Origin of the sequence: Rhodococcus sp. 14-2470-1a (genome assembly GCF_002259425.1) — a bacterium.
GTDB lineage: Bacteria > Actinomycetota > Actinomycetes > Mycobacteriales > Mycobacteriaceae > Rhodococcoides > Rhodococcoides fascians_E.
Genome location: NZ_NPFZ01000028.1, coordinates 267539 through 288561 on the forward strand (window position 1 = coordinate 267539; position 21023 = coordinate 288561).

General features: G+C 65.7%; 19 protein-coding genes and 1 pseudogene. 9 read left to right on the plus strand and 11 right to left on the minus strand.

Annotation, left to right across the window (positions count from 1 at the left end):
* Window positions 1-18: 18 nt before the first annotated feature.
* On the plus strand, window positions 19-1950 hold the full coding sequence (locus tag CH292_RS16990; protein ID WP_249277315.1) for a S16 family serine protease: 1932 nt from the start codon (window positions 19-21) through the stop codon (window positions 1948-1950).
* 57 nt (window positions 1951-2007) lie between these two features.
* Complete coding sequence (locus CH292_RS16995) at window positions 2008-2709, plus strand: type 1 glutamine amidotransferase domain-containing protein (protein WP_094655344.1); 702 nt, start codon at window positions 2008-2010, stop codon at window positions 2707-2709.
* Window positions 2710-2718: 9 nt separating this feature from the next.
* On the opposite strand, the gene CH292_RS17000 is transcribed toward CH292_RS16995, so the two are convergent.
* The 3 genes from CH292_RS17000 to CH292_RS17010 are packed head-to-tail and all read right to left on the minus strand — an operon-like array spanning window position 2719 to window position 6243.
* Window positions 2719-4143 carry a GGDEF domain-containing protein gene (locus CH292_RS17000; protein ID WP_094627856.1) on the minus strand — a complete coding sequence of 475 codons (1425 nt, stop codon included), beginning with the start codon at window positions 4141-4143 and terminating at the stop codon, window positions 2719-2721.
* Between the two features lie 50 nt (window positions 4144-4193).
* The gene (locus tag CH292_RS17005; protein ID WP_094627855.1) at window positions 4194-5864 is read right to left on the minus strand and encodes a phospholipase D-like domain-containing protein; all 1671 of its coding nucleotides are present in this window, start codon (window positions 5862-5864) and stop codon (window positions 4194-4196) included.
* Between the two features lie 37 nt (window positions 5865-5901).
* Window positions 5902-6243: a nuclear transport factor 2 family protein gene (locus CH292_RS17010; protein ID WP_019662987.1), complete on the minus strand. Its 342-nt coding sequence runs from the start codon at window positions 6241-6243 to the stop codon at window positions 5902-5904.
* Between the two features lie 100 nt (window positions 6244-6343).
* On the opposite strand from CH292_RS17010, the gene CH292_RS17015 reads away from it, so the two are divergent.
* On the plus strand, window positions 6344-7249 hold the full coding sequence (locus tag CH292_RS17015) for a LysR family transcriptional regulator (RefSeq protein ID WP_094627854.1): 906 nt from the start codon (window positions 6344-6346) through the stop codon (window positions 7247-7249).
* Here CH292_RS17015 and CH292_RS17020 read toward each other — a convergent pair.
* A pseudogene (locus CH292_RS17020) lies at window positions 7246-8361 on the minus strand (NADH:flavin oxidoreductase). The gene CH292_RS17015 and the pseudogene CH292_RS17020 overlap by 4 nt on opposite strands.
* 80 nt (window positions 8362-8441) lie before the next feature.
* Here CH292_RS17020 and CH292_RS17025 point away from each other — a divergent pair.
* The 3 genes from CH292_RS17025 (at window position 8442) to CH292_RS17035 (ending at window position 11492) form a co-directional block, all read left to right on the plus strand.
* Window positions 8442-9254, plus strand: coding sequence for an SDR family oxidoreductase (locus CH292_RS17025; protein ID WP_019662990.1), 813 nt, complete (start codon window positions 8442-8444; stop codon window positions 9252-9254).
* 9 nt (window positions 9255-9263) lie between these two features.
* Complete coding sequence (locus tag CH292_RS17030; protein ID WP_019662991.1) at window positions 9264-10469, plus strand: acyl-CoA dehydrogenase family protein; 1206 nt, start codon at window positions 9264-9266, stop codon at window positions 10467-10469.
* A gap of 144 nt (window positions 10470-10613) precedes the next feature.
* Window positions 10614-11492 (plus strand): ABC transporter substrate-binding protein, encoded by an 879-nt coding sequence (locus CH292_RS17035; RefSeq protein ID WP_094655291.1) that lies wholly within the window; start codon window positions 10614-10616, stop codon window positions 11490-11492.
* 76 nt (window positions 11493-11568) lie between these two features.
* Here CH292_RS17035 and CH292_RS17040 read toward each other — a convergent pair whose 3' ends face one another.
* The 3 genes from CH292_RS17040 to CH292_RS17050 all read right to left on the minus strand — a co-directional run bounded on the left by CH292_RS17040 (window position 11569) and on the right by CH292_RS17050 (window position 15813).
* Entirely contained in the window at window positions 11569-12678 is a 1110-nt protein-coding gene (locus CH292_RS17040; protein WP_019662993.1) for an NDMA-dependent alcohol dehydrogenase, read from the minus strand.
* A gap of 10 nt (window positions 12679-12688) precedes the next feature.
* A complete protein-coding gene (locus CH292_RS17045; RefSeq protein WP_094655292.1) occupies window positions 12689-14146 on the minus strand; it encodes an aldehyde dehydrogenase in 1458 nt (485 codons plus the stop codon).
* Between the two features lie 98 nt (window positions 14147-14244).
* Window positions 14245-15813 (minus strand): sigma-54-dependent Fis family transcriptional regulator, encoded by a 1569-nt coding sequence (locus CH292_RS17050; protein ID WP_230621051.1) that lies wholly within the window; start codon window positions 15811-15813, stop codon window positions 14245-14247.
* Between the two features lie 75 nt (window positions 15814-15888).
* Between CH292_RS17050 and CH292_RS17055 the strand changes: the two genes are divergently transcribed.
* Window positions 15889-16893, plus strand: coding sequence for an aldo/keto reductase family protein (locus CH292_RS17055; protein WP_094627850.1), 1005 nt, complete (start codon window positions 15889-15891; stop codon window positions 16891-16893).
* 8 nt (window positions 16894-16901) lie between these two features.
* Here the strand turns inward: CH292_RS17055 and CH292_RS17060 are convergent, their stop codons facing one another.
* From CH292_RS17060 to CH292_RS29395, 4 genes are read right to left on the minus strand one after another with little or no spacing between them, the layout of a single operon-like run.
* The gene (locus CH292_RS17060) at window positions 16902-17327 is read right to left on the minus strand and encodes a nucleoside deaminase (RefSeq protein WP_094655293.1); all 426 of its coding nucleotides are present in this window, start codon (window positions 17325-17327) and stop codon (window positions 16902-16904) included.
* A complete protein-coding gene (locus CH292_RS17065; RefSeq protein ID WP_094655294.1) occupies window positions 17324-18301 on the minus strand; it encodes an ornithine cyclodeaminase family protein in 978 nt (325 codons plus the stop codon). Before CH292_RS17065 ends, CH292_RS17060 begins: the two co-directional genes overlap by 4 nt.
* 10 nt (window positions 18302-18311) lie before the next feature.
* Window positions 18312-19235 carry an ABC transporter permease gene (locus CH292_RS17070; protein WP_094627847.1) on the minus strand — a complete coding sequence of 308 codons (924 nt, stop codon included), beginning with the start codon at window positions 19233-19235 and terminating at the stop codon, window positions 18312-18314.
* On the minus strand, window positions 19232-19789 hold the full coding sequence (locus tag CH292_RS29395; protein WP_306437484.1) for an ABC transporter permease: 558 nt from the start codon (window positions 19787-19789) through the stop codon (window positions 19232-19234). The genes CH292_RS17070 and CH292_RS29395 overlap by 4 nt, the downstream gene beginning before the upstream one ends.
* On the opposite strand from CH292_RS29395, the gene CH292_RS29400 reads away from it, so the two are divergent.
* Both CH292_RS29400 and CH292_RS17080 read left to right on the plus strand, forming a co-directional pair.
* Window positions 19772-20008 (plus strand): hypothetical protein, encoded by a 237-nt coding sequence (locus CH292_RS29400; RefSeq protein ID WP_306437485.1) that lies wholly within the window; start codon window positions 19772-19774, stop codon window positions 20006-20008. The two genes, CH292_RS29395 and CH292_RS29400, sit on opposite strands and share 18 nt — an antisense overlap.
* Window positions 20009-20126: 118 nt before the next feature.
* On the plus strand, window positions 20127-21023 hold the full coding sequence (locus CH292_RS17080; protein WP_256978185.1) for an SGNH/GDSL hydrolase family protein: 897 nt from the start codon (window positions 20127-20129) through the stop codon (window positions 21021-21023).

A 21023-nucleotide genomic window follows, 5' to 3' on the forward strand; every position in this document is an offset into this window, starting at 1 on the left:
TGTTCGGGGAGGGTTGTCATGGCAAGGCGGAGAGTTCTCGCGACCAGGTCGGTCGCCGTGGGGGTGGCCGCGGTACTCGCGGTCGGCTGCGCATCGACGACGCAGGGGACGGCACTGTCCGAGGGGATGGGTGCGGTATCGACGGAGAGCAGGTCGATGACCATCGCGCCGCTGTTCACCACCGGAAGCGGCGACGGTGGAGTCGGTGAGGAAATCGTCACGAGGTCGGCGACCACGGACTCGTCGTTTCGCGTCGACTTCTCCGAAGACGAGGTCTCCGGCCTGGGCGACGCCTCGAGGGCGGCGTCGTGGAACGCCGCGATCGTCTCGACGTTGATCATGTCGCAGCCGATGTCCGGTCGCTTCGAGTTCGAGATCAGCGGGCAGATCGACGGTCCCAGCGCGGGCGCGTTGAAGACCGCGGCGCTCATCGCGTTGCAGCGCGACGAACAGATCTCCGACACCGCGACGATGACCGGAACGATCAACGCAACGGGCACCATCGGTCCTGTCGGCGGCATCCCCGAGAAGGTGCAGGCCGCGGGCGCCGCCGGGTACGACCTGGTGCTGATCCCACTCGGGCAACGCAACAGCACCGACCGCAACGGAGACAGTGTCGATGTCGTGCGGATCGGTGACCGAGCCGGAGTGAACGTCGTCGAGGTCGGTGATATCTACGAGGCGTACGGGCTGCTCACCGGCTCCGAGTTGGAGGCACCGAGGCTGGAACCGGACACGCGGCTCGACAACCGGGCGTACGACAAGGTCGACGCGCAGTACACCGCCGCGATTGGCCGGTACGACAATGCGCTGACGATGCTGGACACGCTCGACGTGAACATCCTTCGGACGATGATGAACACCGGGCTCCCGGAGACTGCTGCGAAGGCCGCCGACCGGGCTCGAGATCTGCATCGGCAAGGGTCGATAGCCGGCGCGTTGGTCACCGCGCTAGAAGCTGCGGCCGTCATGGAAGCGTCGTATTCGGTGGGTAACTCGTTGACACCGTTGGTCTCTCAGGGTCCGGCGGGTCTGGGCGCATTTGTTGCGCAGGCTACCAACACCGGTCCGGCGGAAGCCGCGTTCTTCTCGTTTCTCGATTCCATCGCCACGTTCGAACCCAAAACCTTGCCCGACGTCGAAGCAGTGGTCAACGCGTACGCGGGCGCCTTCGACGCGCTGACGATCTTCGACTACGCCGCAAGCGAGATCCAGGCGATCGACGGCCGGATCGACACACAACCCATCGACATCGTCGAGTTCGTCGACTATCTCTCGACCCCATTGATCTTTCTCGAAGCAGCGAAAGCCCAACTGGCAGGTACGAAAGCCGTGTGGGAGGTCGGCCGCGACAATCCTGGCGCCGACATCGACTCGGGCGTCGACCTCGCTCAGGTCGGCGACTTCTTCCGCCGCGGCGCCGACGCCAACCTCGCCGCGTTTCGGACCGGAATGCCCGCCCAGGTGGCGGATCGTACGGGGCGCTCACTGGATTCGGTGATCGGCCAGCTGTCCTACATGGACATCGACGTCGCGGCAGCCGTGCACCAACGGAACGCGCAGCCCGCGATCGAGAAGTATCTCGGAGAGGGAAAGCCCAACGGGCAGTACGCGACCATCGGTTACGGCGTCAGCAATTACGTCCGCAATCAGCAACTGGTCGAGAAGTACTACAACAACGCGATCACCGACGACAACCTCCGCGTCACCGGGTTCATGTACGAGAACGCGCTGTCGAACGCTTTCGACCTCGCCCGCGCGCAGTTGTCCTCCGACATCGCGGCATTGCAGGCCGGCGGTACACAACCGGTCATCACCGTCGGGCAGTTCGAAAGCGCAGGCGTCAGGCGTGCGGGCACCCCGCTGGAGCAGTTCAACGCCCTCGGCGCCTACAACAGCGGGTACGTGACGACGAGGCTCATGACGTACCTGTCCTCACCTGGTAAGTGACGATGACCGGAGTGCGCGACTGATTGGGAAGTAGCGCCAGCGGGCATGCCAGGACGCATGACGAAACTATTGTTCGCTGTGACCGCCGCCGACCACTGGACCCTGAACGACGGAACCGAGCATCCGACGGGCTTCTGGGCCGAGGAACTCGTCGAATCTCACCGCACGTTCGTCGACGCCGGCTGGGATGTCGTCGTCGCGACGCCGGGTGGCAGGGCGCCCGTCGTCGACGAGGGATCGCTTGCGGTCGACGCCAACGGAGGCGACGAGGTGAAGGTCGCCGACCAGAAGAAATACTTGGCCTCGATCGAGTCGATACTGCAGAACCCGGCCTCGCTCGAGGATCAGCGGGCATCGGACTTCGATGCAATCTTCGTGCCGGGAGGCCACGGGCCGATGGAGGACCTCGCGGTGTCGACGAGTTTCGGTGCGCTCGTGACCGATTTCCTGAGCACGGGCAAGATCGTGTCGGCAGTGTGCCACGCACCCGCTGCCCTGCTGCCTGCCACGACGTCGGACGGGGGATGGGTGTTCGACGGCTATCAGCTGACCGGTTTCACCGACGAGGAGGAAACGCAGGCAGGTCTGGCGGCCAAGGCGCCGTGGCTTCTCGAATCCAGGTTGAAGGAGCTCGGCGCACGGTTCGAGAGCTCCGATCCGTGGTCGCCGCACGTCGTCGTCGACCGCACGCTCTACACCGGGCAGAATCCGGCGTCGACGAAACCGTTGGCGGACAGAGTGGTTCAAGCTCTGTCCTGACAGTGTCCGTCAGCTCGACCGGTGAACGTCGCTCGCGGGTGTTGCTGTGACGATGCGATTGCGGCCCTGTCGCTTCGCGTCGTACAGCGCCCGGTCGGCAGCGTCGAAGAGCATCTCGAGACTGTCGGATCCGTGCGCGAGTCCGATGCTGACGGTCACGCCGTGACCGGCGAAGTGCTCTGTCGCACGCTGGAACTGGCCGATGCGAATGGTGTCTGCGATGGCGTAGGCGTCGAGCTCGGAGACGTCGGTGCAGAACACCGCGAATTCTTCTCCGCCGAGCCGCGCGAACAGGTGACGGCGGCCGAGGTGAGACCGGACGTCGTCGGCGAATCGCTCGAGAGCACCGTCGCCCGCGCTGTGCCCGTACGTGTCGTTGAGGGCCTTGAAGTGATCGAGGTCCATCATCAGGACCGTGGCAACACCGTCGGCGGCGTCGCGGGTCAAACGGTGTGCGCGACGGAAGAACTCGTCCCGGCGTAGGGCGCCGGTCAGGTCGTCGTGAGCGACGGCGTGGCGTAACGCGGTGATGGCTGCGCGCCGCTCGTTGGTCACGCAGGCCACGGCGATCGGCGCGATCGCGAGGAACGACAATCCGATGCTGACCGACAGTTCCACCGGCATCGCGCCGAGGTCCGGGACCCCGATGTGTCCGTCGGCGGTGAGGACGAGCATCCACATCGTCGTCGTCCAGATGAACAGCGACGTGACGAAGACCCCCGTCGTCAACGCGGCCACGACGAGGGCGGGCATGGCGAACGTGATCGCGCCCGAGCCTCCGACCGCCCACACGAGGATCAGGCAGAGCACCAACAACGCAGCGGCTGGGGCGACCCGCCGCGCGAGTGCGACGACCTCGCCGCGCCGACGGAATCGACGGAGGTCCGCCCTCGTGGGCGCGGTGAGAACCGCAGGCATGACCGCCATGTAGTTGAGGAACTCTCCGGAGAACCAGCGCGCCCATCCGCTCTGCCACGGAGTCGACTCGATGGCCGAGTTCGCGAATCCGCCCGCGACACCGGCGACGGAGGACGCGACGAGAATGACCGCGGCCACCAACGCAAGCGACTGGACACGCGTCAACCAGGGGCGTTGCTGGCCGATGAGACGGAAGACCAGGAAGCCCGCCGCGACGCCTGCGACGTTGCACAGGTTGAGGACGAGGTTGGAGAACAGTGGACTACCGGTCACCGTGTCGGCGGCAATGTAGCCGAGCGTCGCACTGACCCAGGTGGCGGGCGTTGCGAGGCGCGGTGAGCGAAGCAGTATGCCCAGCAGCAGGGCGTTGGCGGGCCAGAACACGGCCAGCGTGCCCGGAAGGCGAGTTGCGATCCCGAACAGACAGGCGAGAAACACCACTGCGCCGACGAGTGCTGCGCGACGAGTCACGTCGGCAGCGCTGCCGACACGTGAGCTGACGCGCTGCGAATCCATCGAAATGCCCGTTTCTGAACGATTCGTAGGGAAGTTGAATGTTCAGTGTGTCAGAAACGGCGGCGGAACCTCATACCGAGGGGCCTGCCGTCGGGATCGACGAACAGGCGATACGCGACCGCCGCCAGCCGTTGCTGCCACTGCGGAGGCACGTCGATTTCATGGCGGCGAAGTCTGCCCGACGGGCGCGGCGACGCCGACGGTGCCGTGTGCCAGGCGTCGAGACGCGCCGCGCTGCTGCTCACCGCGTCGAAGAACGACGCGGGATCGACGAGGTCTTCGTCGTCGCCCGGCGCGCGGCCCAGGTGCTCGCGGATGAGTTCCAGCCGTAGTTCGCGCGCGAACACCCGTGCTCCGTCGCCGAGACCGGCCGGGTCGACGGGTTCACGAACGTCGCGTTCGTCGTCGACGATCGCGGCCGTCAGCTCGGAGTCGTGAGTCCACGACCGCCGGTTGAAGTTGTCGGAACCGACGGCGGCCCACACGTCGTCGACGATGCACACCTTCGAATGCACGTAGACCGGGATGCCGCGATCGTTCTCGAGGTCGAGGACGAGCACGCGGTCACCACCCGCATCGCGGATCACGTCGAGTGCCGCGGAGTGGCCGAGCAGAGCCGACGGAATGGTGATGGCACTGTCGTCGTCGAGATGTTTCGGGACGACGATGACCAGGCGCAGATCCTGTGAGCGTCGCAAAGCGGCGGCGAACACCCGCGCCACGTCCACCGACCACAGGTACTGATCCTCGACGTAGACCAGTTCGCGGGCGCGCCGCAGAACCTTCGCGTACGCGCGGGCCGCGCTGAACTCACCCTGAGTCGCGAACGGATACGCCGGGCGTCTGCGCGGATACGTGCGGAGAAGTTGGACGCTGCAGGTGCCCGCGGCTGCGGGTGCGTCGTGCTGCTCCGGCAGTTCCGACACCTCACGGGTGACGCCGCGGAGAATGTCGGGGATGGCGTGCCACGGCAGGCGGGACAACGCGGCCGGATCCTCCCACCGTTCACGGAAGACGTGCTCGATGTCGCGGACCGCGGGCCCCTGCACCTGCACCTGCATGTCGTGCCACGCGGGAAGTTCGCCGTACTCGGGCGGGAACGGCCGGCTCACGGGGTCGCCGAAATGATCGGCGTCGTCGCGTCGGGCACGCGCGAGATCGATACCACCGACGAACGCGAGGTCGACCGTGTCGGGATCCTGATACCGGACGACGACGAACTTCTGGTGATGACTTCCCAGCGTCAGGACCCGTTGGTCGAGAATCACCTCGCCGCCTGCCTCCTCGAGACGCAACGCCAACTTCCGGTTCTTGGGACCGGTGAAGCCGAGGGTCTCGATGTGCGAGCGCCACACCATGCCCTTGACGATGCCGCCGCGCTGCGCAACCGACGCGAGCGCGTCCTCGACGGTCGTGTCGTCGGTCAGCAGCTGTTCCGGGTCACCGCGCCAATCGGTGAACAGCACCAGGTCGCCCTCGCCCGCGGCGTCCAGCGCGCTCGCCAGAGCCGCGAAATAGGGTTTGCCGTGCACGAGCGGGGTGACCCGGTTGCCGTCCGTCCAGGCCGCGATGCGGGTGTCGGGGTTGCCGCGCTCCTCGGAGCTGAGGAACCAAGGGTGTTCGGAGTCGAACTTCTGGACCTGCTCGTTCAGTGCGGCACTACTGCGGCCGAGTCGCCGAGCGAGCGCATCGATCGTTCGGCGTAGCCGCTGCGGTATCACGAGGGGAAATACTGTCAGAGCAGTCCGACGGGGCGTGTCACGAGGTCGGGTCGAACTCCGGCTGATCGATGATGCGCAGCCACGAACCGTCCGGTTGACGCTGCACGACCTGGGCGCGGGCGCCTGCATTGTCCCTCGGTGCCGTCGAAGTGAGCGCGATGTCGCCGTACACCAGCGTCGGCAGTCCCTCCTCCAGTTCGAAACGAGGCCCGTGCGCGAGCACCGACGCCCACAGTTCACGTATTGCGGCTCGGCCTGTCGTCGTCTGTCCGGCGGGGTAGGCCATGACGGCGTTGTCGGCGTAGAGCGCCGCGACACCGTCGGCGTCTCCTGCGTTGGATCGCTCGACGAACAGGCGGGTGATGTCTTCCGGTGTCATTGCTTTTTCGGTCGTTGCTTTGTTTGTCATGGTTCCATCGTCATCACACCGGTACGAGAAGTCCAACAGATAGTTGTGATGAAAGCTAGAATTACAGCTTATGGAACTGAGGCAGCTCGAGTACTTCGTCGCCGTCACGGAGGAAGCCAACTTCACCCGTGCGGCCGAGCGGGTGAACATCAGCCAGTCCGGCATCAGTGCCCAGATCAAAGCGCTGGAGAAGGAGGTCGGGGCCGAGCTGATCGACCGCAGCAGCAGGGTGGCGCGGTTGACGGTAGCAGGGACAGCTGCCCTGGTACACGCGCGCCGCGCACTGGAATCATCTGCAGCCCTTCGCCATTCCGTCGACGAGGTGCTCTCCCTCGTGCGCGGGAAGGTCGCTGTCGGAATGGTCACCGCATGCACCGTCACACCGCTGTTCGACGCCTTGGCTGCGTTCCACTCCGCGTACCCGGGCGTGGACATCACGTTGGCGGAGGCAAATTCAGACGAGTTGATCGCGCGCGTCCGGTCGGGCGCGCTCGACGTCGCCCTCGTCGGCACCGCTCACGGTCCGCCCGAGGGGCTCGAATCGCTGGTCATGATCACGGAAGGACTGGCGGCGTGTGTACCGCCAGGGCATCCGTTGGCGTCGGCATCGGCGGTGACACTCGGCGAGGTGTGCGCCCACCGGGTGGTGTGCCTGCCGGTGGGTACCGGAATCAGATCCGTGTTCGACGACGCCTGTGCCGCAGCGGATATCACCGCCGACGTCGCGTTGGCCGCCAGTGCGCCGGGAGCTGTCGCCGACTTGGCGGCCAGAGGTTTGGGCGTTGCCATCCTGAGTCGTTCCATGGCAACGGATTTCGAGGATCGATTGGTCTCGGTACCGATCTCGGACGTGCCTGCCGACGCTGTTCTCGCCCTGACCTGGTCGCCCAGGGCGAGCACGGCGGTGAGAAAGCTCGCCACCTATGTGAGTGGTTGTGTAGGCCAGGGCCTACACAACCACTCACATAGGGGCTAGACGAGTTCGGTGATGTGATCGCGGGTGAAGGCGATGCGCTCGTTCAATCGGCCGGACTCGACCTTGTTCACCCACTCGGCGTCGGCGAGCAGGGCACGGCCGACGGCGACGATGTCGAATTCGCCCCGCTCGAACTGCTCGAACAGCGGCGTCAGGTCGGTCGTTCCCGACGCACCGTCCGGACCCCAGGCGCTGCCGAACTCCTTGTCCAACCCGACCGAGCCGACGGTGATCGTCGGGAGGCCGGTGATTTCCTTGGTCCACCCGGCCAGTCCTCGGGTTGCATCGAGCTCGGGGAACTCGGGAATCCAGTGGCGGCGGGTCGAGGGGTGGAGCACGTCGACCCCGGCGTCGACCAGCGGGGTGAGGATCTTCTCCAGTTCATGCGGGGTCTGCGCGATCCGAGCGTCGTAGTGATCGGCCTTCCACTGCGAGTATCGGTAGACGATCGCGAAGTCGTCACCCACCTCGGCTCGGATCGCCGCCACCACCTCGGCCGGGAAGCGGGTACGAGCTTCGAGGGATCCGCCGAAACGGTCGTCACGCAGATTGGTTGTCTGCCACAGGAACTCGTCGAGAAGGTAACCGTGCGCGCCGTGCAGTTCGACTCCGTCGAACCCGACGCTCTTCGCGTTAGCCGCTGCGTCGACCCAGTACTGGATCAGCTGGTCGAGGTCGCTGCTCGTGAAGGCGCGGCCCAACGGAGAGCCGTCCAGGGCGATGCCCGACGGGCTGACCGTCGTCACCTCGGGGTTGAGGCGCGGCGAGTCTCCGCGCTGCACGCCGAGGTGCCAGAGCTGCGGGATGATCACCGAGCCCTCGGCGTGGACGGCGTCGACGACGCTCTTCCATCCGTCGAGGCTGTCCTCGCCGTAGATGTGGGGAACTCGGGTGTCCGGGCCTGCCGCGGGGTCGGGGATCAGCGTGCCCTCGGTGATGATGAGGCTCGTTCCGCCTGCGGCCCGCCTGCGGTACTACTCGGCGACGTTCTCGCGCGGGACTCCGCCGGGGGAGAACGCGCGGGTCATCGGCGCCATCGCGAAGCGGTTACGCAGTTTCAGGGACTTGGTTTCGAACGGAGTGAATAGCCCCGCGGATGCTGTTTCGGTCACGTCGGAGACGAACCGACCGGGGCGCAGCGGTATTCCACCTCGTCTCGGATGGAGGAATATCGAGGTGATATACCTGGGTGATGAAGGTAACAGGCAAGGTTGCTGTGATCACCGGAGGCGGAGGCGGGATCGGCGGTGCACTTGCCCAGCGGCTCGTCGCGGAAGGCGCGAAGGTCGTCGTGTCCGATCTCGACGCGGCGTCGGCGTCGCGGGTGGTGGAGTCACTGGAACCTGGCTCGGCGGTGTCTCTCGGGGGTGACGCGTCGAAAACCGACGACATCACCGCGTTGATCGCTCTCGCCGAGGACACCTTCGGTCCCGTGGACCTCTACTTCGCCAACGCGGGCATCAGTGGCGCACCGGGCCTCGACGCGACGGAAGCCGAGTGGGATCTGTCCATCGACGTCAATCTGCGCGCGCACATCCGCGCTGCGCAGCTTCTGGTGCCCGGGTGGATCGAGCGCGGCGAGGGCTACTTCGTCAGTACCGCGTCGGCTGCCGGCCTGCTCACACAGATCGGTTCTGCCACGTACGCGACCACCAAGCATGCGGCCGTGGGTTTCTCGGAGTGGCTCAACGTCACCTACGGTGACCGCGGCATTCGCGTCAGCTGCCTGTGCCCCATGGGTGTGAACACCAAGCTGCTGTACGAGGGCAAGGAATCCGGTAATTCACTCGGGGCGGCGGCTACTGCTGCCGTGCTCTCCGCGGGCGACGTGCTCGAGCCGAGTGACGTCGCGGAGGTCGTCCTCGCTGCGATGGATGCCGAGGAGTTCTTGATTCTGCCGCACCGGAACGTGCTGGAGATGTACCGCAACAAGGGTTCCGATTACGACCGGTGGTTGCGCGGCATGCGTCGCTACCAGAAAGCCCTTCTGGGGCAAGACAACTAAAGGAGCGACGTGTCCTTCTTCGAGACCACCGAGCGCGGCCGGAAGTATCAGCAGGATCTGTTGGAGTTCATGGACTCTCACGTCTACCCGGCGGAGTCCGTCTACGACGAGCAGATGCGCGAGCTCGGCGACCCGCACGGGCAACCCCAGATCATCGAGGATCTGAAGAAGGAAGCCCGGTCGCGCGGGTTGTGGAACCTCTTCCACCCCCACCAGGAGTGGGGGCCCGGCCTGACCAATCTCGAGTATGCCCCGCTCGCGGAGATCATGGGCCGGAGCCTGTTGGCGCCCGAAGCGTGCAACTGCAACGCGCCGGACACGGGCAACATGGAAGTGTTCACGCTGTTCGGAACGGACGAGCACAAGGAGAAGTATCTGAAGCCGTTGCTGGACGGCACTATTCGGTCCGCCTTCGCGATGACGGAACCCGACGTCGCCAGTTCCGACGCCACCAACATCGCCATGCGAATGGAACGCGACGGCGACGACTACATCCTGAACGGCCGCAAGTGGTGGACGTCGAATGCGCTGCACAAGAACTGCAAAGTTCTCATCGTCATGGGCAAGACCGAGCCGGATGCCGCCAGCCACCGTCAGCAGTCGATGCTCGTCGTGCCCATCGATGCGCCGGGTGTCACCGTCGTACGGAACCTGCCGGTGTTCGGCTACGTCGACCGCGAAGGTCACGCCGAGGTGCTCTTCGAGGACGTGCGGGTGCCGTCGAAGGACGTGTTGAAGGGGCCGGGTGAGGGTTTCGCGATCAGTCAGGCCCGGTTGGGCCCCGGGCGGATCCATCACGCCATGCGGACCATCGGCGTCGCCGAGCGGGCACTCGAACTGCTGTGCCGCCGTGCGGTATCGAGAGTCACCTTCGGTAAGCCGATCGCGACGCGCGCCAACATCCAGGATTGGATCGCCGAGGCTCGCATCGACATCGAGAAGACGCGACTGTTGACGCTGAAGGCCGCGTACCTGATGGACACCGTCGGCAACAAGGAAGCACGCACCGAGATCGCCGCCATCAAGGTGGCAGCTCCGGAGATGGCGCTGAAGATCATCGACCGGGCCATTCAGGTCCACGGCGGCGGCGGTGTGTCCGACGACTTCCCGCTCGCGATGATGTACGCCCACATCCGGACGCTGCGGCTGGCGGACGGCCCCGACGAGGTGCACAAGATGTCGATCGCGCGGATGGAGTTGAAGAAGTACCTCTAGAGGCTTAGGCGAGGCTGTGCTAACTTCACGCGCATGAAGCGGACCGCGATGCGCATGATCATTGCCTCGGTGGCACTTGTGGGCCTCGTGGCCTGTAGCAGTGACTCGGGGGACAGTAGCTCCGCCGGGTCGAACGACAGGACGGTGACAATCGATCACGTCGTCGGCTCGACGACGATACAGGGAACGCCTGAGCGCATCGTCGCCCTCGGGCAACAGTGGGTGGACGCGCTGGCGGAGTTCGACGTCTCCCCGGTCGGGTACATCTCCGCAGGATCTCAGGGAGACGAGCGGAAGCTGTTCCCCTGGCAGACGGGCCTGACCGAGGATTCCGTGATGCTCGACTCGACGTCGGTCGACACGATGAACGCGACCCCGCCCGTGGAGGAGATCGCGGCACTGCAGCCGGATCTCATTCTGGTGGCGGGGATCGCATCTCCCGAGCCGTACCAGTCGCTCAGTGAGGTCGCGCCCACGGTTTTCCCCGAGAAGAGCACGGTGGACAGCTGGCAGTGGCAGATCGAAACGCTAGGAAAGATTTTCGACCGTGAGGACGACGCGCAGTCGATCATTGCCGAGGGCGAAGGCTTCACCGACGGCATCGCCGCCGAGTACCCAGGCTTGGACGGCAAGACCGCGGTGCTCGCCCAGTACATCGTCGCCACGCAGCAACTCGTGGCCGTCGTCGATCCCGACGACGGTGCCGCGCAGGTCTTCGACAGCATCGGTCTCAGTGTTCCTGCGGACCTCGCAGCCTCGCCGGAGGCGACGAGCGGCCGGTTGGTCTTCAGTCCCGAACGGATCAACGAACTCACTGCCGACCTGGTCGTCATGCTGCCCAACGGTGGAACCGCCGCCGACCTCCAGGCCCTGCCTGGCTTCGATTCGCTGCCCGCGGTAGCGAGCGGCGGCGTCTCGGTGCAGGACTACGCCACGGTGGTCGGATTCAATCTGCCGTCCACGGCGTCGATCGAGTACTCGCTGGACAAGATTCGTCCCCAGCTCGAGGCGGTAGGCGGCTAGCTGGCTCCCCCTTGTGAGTACTTATGTAGGTCAGGACCTACACAAGCCTCACAAGGGGGCGGTACTCACGTGGGTTCTAGAGGTGAATCACCCCTCGCATGTTCTTGCCGTCTCGCAGATCCTGGTACCCCTCGTTCACCTGCTCGAGCGAATACGTGTTGGTGATCAGCTCGTCGAGCTTGAGCTGGCCGGCGTCGTAGAGGCGCAGCAGCCGGACGATGTCGTACTGAGGGTTCGCGGAGCCGAACAGTGTGCCCTTGATGGTCTTCTGGTTCAGCGTCAGATCCGTGCCGGAGACGTGAACGGTCAGCGCCTCGGGGTCGGCGAGACCGGTGATGACGACGGTGCCGCCCTTGCCGATGGCGGCCGTCGCTGCCTGGACCACTTCCTCGTCGACGGTGCCCACGAGAATCAGGGCCTGATCCGCGCCCTGGCCCCAGGTGAGCTCGGTGAGCTTCTCCTGGGCGCTGGCGTAGTCGCCGAAAGCATGTGTCGCACCGAACTTCAACGCCTGGTTCCGCTTGAATTCCAGCGGGTCGACGACGAGGACGTGCTTGGCGCCCGCGTGCACGGCGCCCTGCACCGCGTTGATGCCGAGACCGCCGATGCCGTAGATGATCACCGAATCACCGGCCCTCACACCACCCGCGTACACGGAGGTGCCCCAGCCCGACGGCACGCCGCATCCGACGAGAACCGCTGTCTCCAAGGGCAACCAGTCGTCGATCTTCACGACGGAGTGTTGCGAGATCGTGGCGCGCTCGGCGAACGTTCCCAGCATGCACATCGCGCCGAACTCGGTTCCCTTGCTGTCGCGACGCCGGAATGAGCCGTCGGGCATGCAGCCTTCGAGAATCGTTGCGCCCATGTCGCACAGGTTCTGTCGGCCCGTCGAACAGTAGCGACAGGTACCGCAGTTGGGGATGAACGAACAGACCACGTGATCGCCGGGCTTGACCTTGGTCACGCCGGGCCCCACTTCCTCGATGATGCCGGAGCCTTCGTGCCCACCGACGATCGGGAAGCGCGGTGGGAGGTCGCCGTCGAGCAGATGGAGGTCCGAGTGGCACAGGCCGGCAGCGACGTACTTGATCAGGACTTCGCCCGGCCCGGGTCCGTCCAATTCGAGTTCGAGGATCTCGAACGGCTTGTGTGCTTCGAAAAGTACTGCAGCTTTGGTCTTCACGAAAGATCTCCTAGCGGTAGATGGACTTGAACTGCTGGAAGTTGCCGAGGGCGTCGGGGCCGAGTTCGCGGCCGATGCCGCTGTCCTTGACGCCACCGAACGGTGAACCCGGGTCGACCATGTAGCGGTTGATGCCGATGGTTCCGGTGCGAATCTGCTTGGCGACGCCGTACCCTCGTTCGTCGTCGGAGGTCCAGACGGTGCCGCCGAGCCCGAAGTCGGTGTCGTTGGCGATGCGGATGGCGTCCGCTTCGTCGCCGTACGGGATCACCGACAGCACAGGCCCGAAAATTTCCTCCTGCGCGATGGCGTGATCGTTCTCGACGTCGGCGAACACCGTCGGCGACACGAACCACCCGCGATCGAGATCGGACGGACGGACACCTCCGGTGACCAGCCGGGCACCGTCGCCACTGCCCTTCGCGATGTAGCCCTCGACTCGATCTCGTTGCCGCTCACTGGCCATCGGACCGATCTGTGTCGCCGGATCCAGCGCGTCGCCGACGGCGAGTGATTGTGCGAATGCTTCGAGCACGCCGACCACCTCGTCGTATCGACTGCGTGGCGCGAGCACTCGGGTGCCGAGGAAACACGTCTGACCGTTGTTGAGAAACGTTGCACCGAAGAGGTCTTCGCCGATCTTCGCAAGATCGAGATCGGCGTCGTCGAGAACGATCGCCGCGGACTTTCCGCCCAGTTCCAGGGTGACGGGCCGCAGTAGTCGTCCGCAGGTCTCGGCGATCGACCGGCCGGCGGCAGTGGATCCGGTGAATGCAACCTTGTCGATACCCGGGTGCGATACGAGGTAGGCGCCCACCTCGCGCCCGCCGGGAACGATGTTGACCACCCCGGGCGGAATGCCCGCCGCCATGACGGCTTCGGCGAACGGAACCGAGTCGAGGACGGTTTCCGGTGACGGCTTGATGACGATGGTGCACCCGGCCGCCAGGGCGGGTGCGTGCTTGAATGCCGCGAGAGTCTGCGGGAAGTTCCACGGCGCGATGGCACCGACGACGCCGATGGGTTCCCGACGCACCGTCGTCGTGCCGCCGAGAAGGTGCGGGTGCGATTCCTCGAACGTCGCCGTTCTGGCAAGCCCGGCGTAGTACCTGACGACCGCGACGGGAAAGCCTGCTTCGAGCTGCAGGGCGATCGAAATCGGCATGCCGTTCTGCGCCGAGACCGTGCGGGCTATCTGCTCACCGCGCGCTTCGAGTTCGTCGGCGAGCCGGTCCAGAGCGTCGGCGCGGGCCGACGGCTCCCACTGACTCCAGCCGCTGGGATCCTCGAACGCGCGACGGGCGGCCGCGACGGCTGCGTCGACGTCTGCCTCCTGCGCCTCCGGAACCGAGCCGATGATCTGTTCGGTACTGGCCGACCGTACGTCGATCCTCGCCGACGAACTCGGGGGTGCCCACTCGCCGCCGATGAACAGCGATGCCGCGTGTATTGCCGTATCTGTACTCATGCATAGATCGTGACCCGCATCACGCCGGGTGAGTGTTCAAAAACTGGACGTTCTGGGGCCACCACTCTGGTCATTCCGCAGGCTCCACTCCTGCCCCCTCAGTGGATGCCGAGTTCCTTCATTCGCTTGTACAGCGTGGTGCGGCTGATTCCGAGACTGTCCGCGGTGGCGGCTTTGTTGCCCCCGCATCGAGCGAGTTCGTGCACGATGGCATCTCGCATCGCAGCGTCGAGAGCTGTCAGACGACTCGACGCACCCCGCGCACCGGGCCTGACCAGATCGTGTTCGCTGATGTCGCCGACGGACCTGCGGGCTGCCGCGCTCATCACTTCGTCGCGTAGTTCGCCGATGTTGCCGGGCCAATCGTGATCGATGAGAGCGCGCATGGCGTCCGGGGTGAACCGGGCACGGGAGCCGATTTCCGCGAGCATCCCGCGGACCAGGTCGGGAATTTCGTGACGCCTGGACCTGAGCGGAGCGAGCTCGACGGTGTCCGTGCACAACGACAGCAGTTGGCGGTGCTCCGCCGTCGACGTGTCCCGGATGGAGCTGGACAGTGCGAACCATCCACGCGCCGACTTCAACAGGGCATGCAGTCGGTGCGCGACGGGTGCGTCGGCCAGGTGAATGTTCTTCACCACGACATCCGTACCGGCCGTCACCTGCGTTTCGACGGATGCGAGCCACGCCGCGGGTGTCGTCGTGACGAGATCGGCGGCGTCGAACCATCGTGGCGCGCGGGCGGCAGTCAGCCTGGCCAGTGTCGTCGACTTGCCCGTTCCCGGTTCGCCGACGACACACAGGGGTTGGGACGCGGCCGCTGTCGACGTACGACGCGCGGGCTCGTCGAGCACATCGATCTCGAGGACGACGCCGGTGCCGGACACCGGCCTTTCCCATCGCACGAGTGCCCGGGCTCCGGAGTTCAGGACGACGGAGTCGATGACTCCGCTGCGACGGATCGACTCGTCCGTCAGCGACCGCAGCGCGGCGTGGTCGACAGTGTCGATGACGGCGGCTGCGGACGTGTTCTCGAGCAGAAGTTCGTCACCGATCGCGACGACGGGTGCGCCGCGCCGCCGAGCCGACGCATGTTGGAATGCCTGGAAGAGCCGTTGCTCGCCGCTGCGCGTCTCTTCCAGCAACCGCCCCTGGATGTCCTGCGCGGAATGCGCGAGCATCGGCTGGAGCAGCGGGTTGTCCTCGGATTCGAGGAACGTGATGTCGAGGACGCCCTCGATGCGTTTGGTGATCGGATGGATCAGCGGGTGGCCGTAGCAGCTGAAGCCCTTCATCGACTCCATGTAGTGCTCGCTGCCCCGAACGGCCAGTGGTTTACGGAGTTCGAACGACGTCGAGATCGAGTTGGTGCCCGACGCCTCCTCGGTGAAGGATCGGCCGACGACGGCGCCGACGCCGAACACGACGTCGCGCAGTGTTCGCGTGCCGAAGCGGAGATCGACGAGCCGGGCGTCGCGGTCGGCGAGCAGTACGCAGTAGCCGGAACCGTCGAGCATGCTTTCCATGCGGTCGAGGATCGGGTCGGCGGCTGCGAGGAGACGACTGCGCCGGTCCACGTCACGTAGAGCGGATTGTTCGAGCGAGTGGGCGGGTTCCAGCCCGCTGGAGGCAGAGCGTTGCCACGACAATGCGATCTGCTCACGCACCACACCGTGCTCCTCGTTGTCCCTCGTGACACGAGGCTAGCGCAGAGGCACCGCCCCGCGGGTAGCGTTTTCGGCATGGCTTACAGATACCTCGGCAACAGTGGACTCAAGATCTCGGAGATCACCTACGGAAACTGGCTCACTCACGGTTCGCAGGTCGAGAACGATGTCGCGACGCAGTGCGTGCATGCCGCCCTCGATGCGGGGATCACGACGTTCGACACCGCGGACGTCTACGCGAACGGCGCCGCCGAAACCGTGCTGGGTGAGGCGCTGAAGGGCGTTCGGCGTGAATCGTTGGAGATCTTCACCAAGGTGTACTTCCCGGTCGGGCCGAAGGGGCCCAACGACACCGGACTGTCCCGCAAGCACATCTTCGAGGGCATCGATGCGTCTCTCCGACGGCTGAGCACCGACTACGTCGACCTCTACCAGGCTCATCGTTTCGACTTCGAGACTCCGCTCGAGGAGACCATCGCTGCGTTCGGGGACGTCGTCCGTCAGGGCAAGGCCCTGTACATCGGGGTGTCGGAGTGGACGGCCGATCAGCTGCGCCGGGGTCAGGCGCTGGCCCGCGAGAACGGTTTCTCCATCGTCTCCAACCAGCCGCAGTACTCGGCGTTGTGGCGAGTCATCGAATCCGAGGTCATCCCGACGTCGAAGGAACTGGGCATCTCCCAGATCGTGTGGTCGCCGATCGCTCAGGGTGTTCTCACCGGCAAGTATCTGCCCGGTCAGCCGCTGCCCGAGGGCTCGCGCGCCACCGACGACAAGGGCGGCGACAAGATGATCGAGCGCTACCTCAACGACGAAACACTCACTCGCGTTCAGGAATTGAAGCCGATCGCCGAGTCGCTCGGCATCACGATGGCTCAGCTCGCGGTCGCCTGGGTACTGGCGAACGACAACATCGCCGCCGCCCTGGTCGGTGCGTCACGCCCCGAGCAGATCGCGGAGAACATCAAGGCGTCGGAAGTCACCTTGGACGCGGACGTGCTGAAGAAGATCGACGACGCCCTCGCCGGATCGATCGAGACCGACCCGGCGAAGACGCAGTCACCCGAGGCGCGCCTGGTGTAGAGCGCTCACTAACGGAAGACGTTCAACGCTTCGGCCTCGTCGACCGGACCCTCGACGGTGATGTCCACGTCCGCTGCGGCCACCACTTCGGCGCAGCGCAGCGAGAACCGTGGACCACCGTCGAGGATATTCGAGAACTCCGGTTCCGAGGCCCCGAACACGATGCGCGTGACGCCGGCCCACACCATGGCGGCACTGCACATGGGGCACGGCTCGCCGCTGGCGTACATGGTTGCGCTCTCGGCCGTCGCGGCGGCGCGGATCGCGACCAGCTCGGCGTGGGCGGTGACGTCACCGCCCGACGCGACTTCGTTGCGGCCCTCGGCCAGCACGGTGCCGTCGGCGCCGACGAGCACCGCCCCGAACGGCCGGTTCCCTGCCTCGCCCGCCTCGACGGCGAGTTCGATCGCGCGGCTCAGGTGTGTCCTGCTCATGCCGAAAGGTCCACGGTCGTACCTACTTTCGATTCGTATGCTTTGTCGATCAGTGTGCGCGCCGACACCAGATCCTGCAGTCCGATCCCGACGGAGTCGAACAGCGTCACCTCGTCGACGGACGTTCTTCCCGGCTTCGAGCCTATGACGACATGGCCGAGTTCGACGGTGAGATCAGCCTCGGAGATCGAGCCGTCGGCGACGGCCAGCAGCGCGTCCCCGGATTTGGCGATCGTCGTGGACGTGGCGTCGACGAACAGCGTCGCCCTCCGCATGCCTGTCGAGTCGATTTCGCGGTGGTCTGGTCGTGGCGGAGCGCCGACGGCGTTGACGTGGAGGCCGGGGTGGAACCAGTCGCCGCGGACGATGGGCTCCTTCGACGGTGTCAGTGTGCAGAGGACGTCGGCCCCCGTGGTCACCTCCCGCGCCGACCCTGCCTGTTCGACGGCCACGCCCAGGTCGGAGACGGCCGCGGCGTAGCGTTCGACGGTCGATACCGAGCGTGACCACACGAGGACCTTCTCGATGCCGCGGATACGTGCGATGGCCCGGGTGTGTTCGATCGCGAGTGTGCCTGCCCCGACGAGCCCGAGCACCGTGCTGTTCTCCCGTGACAGGTGAGCGGTGGCGACGGCGCTCACCGCGGCGGTCCGGATTGCCGTGATGGCCCGGCCGTCGAGAATCGCTTCGCATTCTCCGGTGTCCGCCGAGTTGACGACGATGGTGGATCGTTGGGTGGGGAGCCCGCGTGCGGCGTTGAACGGCATGTCGGACAACAGCTTCACCGAGCTGGACCCGAACCCTGCGGCGATCATGGGAATGGCGCTTCCGCTGTGGGGGAGTGGCATGGACACCGGGCCCGGGTTCTGCGCGTCACCGGTAGCGAGCTCGGCGTGGGCGCGTTCGACGGCGTCGTAGATTTCCGTCCGGTCGATCAGTGTGGTGATGTCGGAGTGGCTGAGTATCAGGGTCATCGAGAGAGTCCTATCGTCCCGCGTAGGGGACTGTGAGGTTGGTCGGTGCGCCGCGTCCGCCGACGAATCCGGTGATGGCGACGATGGCGATGACGTAGGGCAACATGACGAGCAGAGCGAAGGGGATGTCGACGCCGAGCGCGGGGAGCGCGAACTGAAGTGCCTGGGCGATGCCGAAGAAGATGCAGGCGTGGACGATACCGAGAATTTTCCAGCGGCCTGCGATGACCGCGACGACGGCAAGGTAGCCGAGCCCGCCGGTCATGTTGTCGCTGAACGAATGTACCTCCGAGAGTGCGAGTTGCGAACCGGCGAGGCCTCCGGTTGCCGCGGCCAGAAGGACGCAGAGGTAGCGGACCTTGCGGACGGGCAGCCCGGTCCACTCTGCAGAGACGGCGTCCTCGCCGACGGCGTCGATCGTGAGGCCGGGTGAGCTGCGTTTGGAGAGGGTGACGGCGAGTGCGACGACGATCGCGATGCACACGTATCCGAGGACGGTTTGGCCGAAGATCGCGGGGCCGATCACGGGGATGTCGCTCAGCAGAGGAATGTCCAGCGATTGGAATCCGGCCACGGACTGACCTTTTCCGTCGGACAGCAGTGTGCGGGAGAAGAACGTCGTCAGTCCGAGAGCAAGTGCGTTGCTCGCGATGCCGATGACGATCTGGTCGGCGCGGAACCGAACGCTCAACGCGGCCTGGGCGACGCCGAACACCGTGGCGGCAACGATGCCTGCGAGCACACCGAGGATCGGTGACCCGGTGTCCGCGGTGGCCAGAATACTGGCGAAGGCGCCGGTGAGCATCATGCCTTCCATGCTGAGGTTCAGCACGCCCGCGCGTTCGCTGATGGATTCACCGCTCGCCGCGACGAGGAGCGGGATGGCGAAACCGACTCCGCTGGAGACGACTTCGGTGACGATTGCTGTACTCATGCCAGGACCGCTTCCTTCGTGCGGGAACGAACTGTGGTCGTCGTCCAGATCGAGGCGCCGGCGATGAGAATGATCAGCACCGACTCGACCACCGACACTGTGGAGGCCGGAACACCGACAGCCAGTTGCAGATTGATGCCGCCCGAGACCAGGAATCCGAGCAGTAACGACACGCACGCGACGGCCGTCATGGAGCCGCGGGCGAGGAGTCCGACGACCAGGCCTGTGAACCCGAAGCCCGAGGAGAATCCCTCGGCGAGAACGAACGGAGCCGTCGCGACGATCAGGCCGCCGGCGACACCGGAGAACGCGCCTGCGACGGTGAGGCTTCCGAAGCGGTACGCCTGCACCGGGATTCCGAGCCGACGCGACGCCGTGGGCGACAACCCCACCGACTGCAGTTTCAGTCCGGTCGCGCTGCGCTTCAACAGCACTCCCACCGCGACGACGGCCACGAGTGCAATGACCAGAGCGATGGTCGCCGGAGATTTGTGCAATCCCAGCAACGCCACCTGCTGCGGCCGTTGGAAGCCCGCGTGCAGTGGCTGTTTCACCTGACCAAGGATCGAGACCCCGGTCAGCAATGCCTCGAGCACGAGCACCTGTACGCGGCCATCGCGGACCGCAACCCGGACCGGGCTGCTGCGTCGGCGTTCTCGCACGTGCACTCCGGTCGCGAGATGAGCCTTCGTCTGGCGGCCACGTGGGCCGACGACGGGATCGACCCGGTAGCGGCGACGAAGGGGCGTCGGCGCGGGCGGACCTCGGTCTGAGTCTCGAGGCGGACGAACCTTCGCGGAATCCGTGGATTTTCTGAAGCGCATGTGTTTCACTTTTGGCTGTGACTCAGGCCACCCCGAGTTCTGCGGACATCGAAAGAGAGTGGACACGGTGAAGAGACTTGCGACGGGGCGTTGGATTCGGAAGCCGGCACTGGCGGCGACGGCGCTTCTGCCCGCCGCGCTGCTCGGTCAGCTGATGGCGGCAACGCCCGCGGCCGCAGCGGGTGACGAGACCTACGACTACGTTGCACTGGGGGATTCGGCAGCTGCCGCTCCGCTGGTCCCCGGCTTCGCCGAGCCCCTCGGGTGCGCGAAGTCGACGAACGACTACCCGTCCGTTCTGGCTCGGGCGCTGCAACCCACCAGCTTTGTCGACGTCAGCTGCTCCGCCGCGAAGACGTCGCATCTCGTGGGCGGCAGTCAGTTCACGGCGCAGGGCCCGATGCCACCTCAGCTCGACGCCGTCGGGCAGGGTACCGATCTGGTCACCGTCACGATCGGCGGGAACGACACCAACCTGGTGCCGGTCGCGCTGTCGTGCGTCAACCTCGCACCTCCGAGCGCCACGTCACCGTTGTGCAAGGACCGGTTCGTCGTGGACGGGGTCGACACTATCGCGGAGAGCACGAAGGCGCAGGTCCCCGCCTGGTCGGAATTGATCGACTCGATCCGAGCGAAAGCGCCCGACGCCCGCATCGTCCTCGTCGGGTACGGCACCTACATCAGGCCGGGCGGCTGCTTCCCCGACCAGCCGATGCACCCGGCCGACGCGGATTATCTACAGGCGAAGGTCGACGACATGAACGACACCCAGCGCACCCTCGCGGCGGAGAAGGGCATCGAATTCTTCGACACCCGCCCTGTCACCGAAGGCCACGATTCCTGCGCGGCGCCGGAGGACCGGTATCTGGAAGGGCTCGTTCCCACCCATCGGGCATTGCCCTTGCATCCGAACGCTCTCGGAGCGGACGCCGTCGGGACAGCGCTGGCCGATTACCTGCGCTGA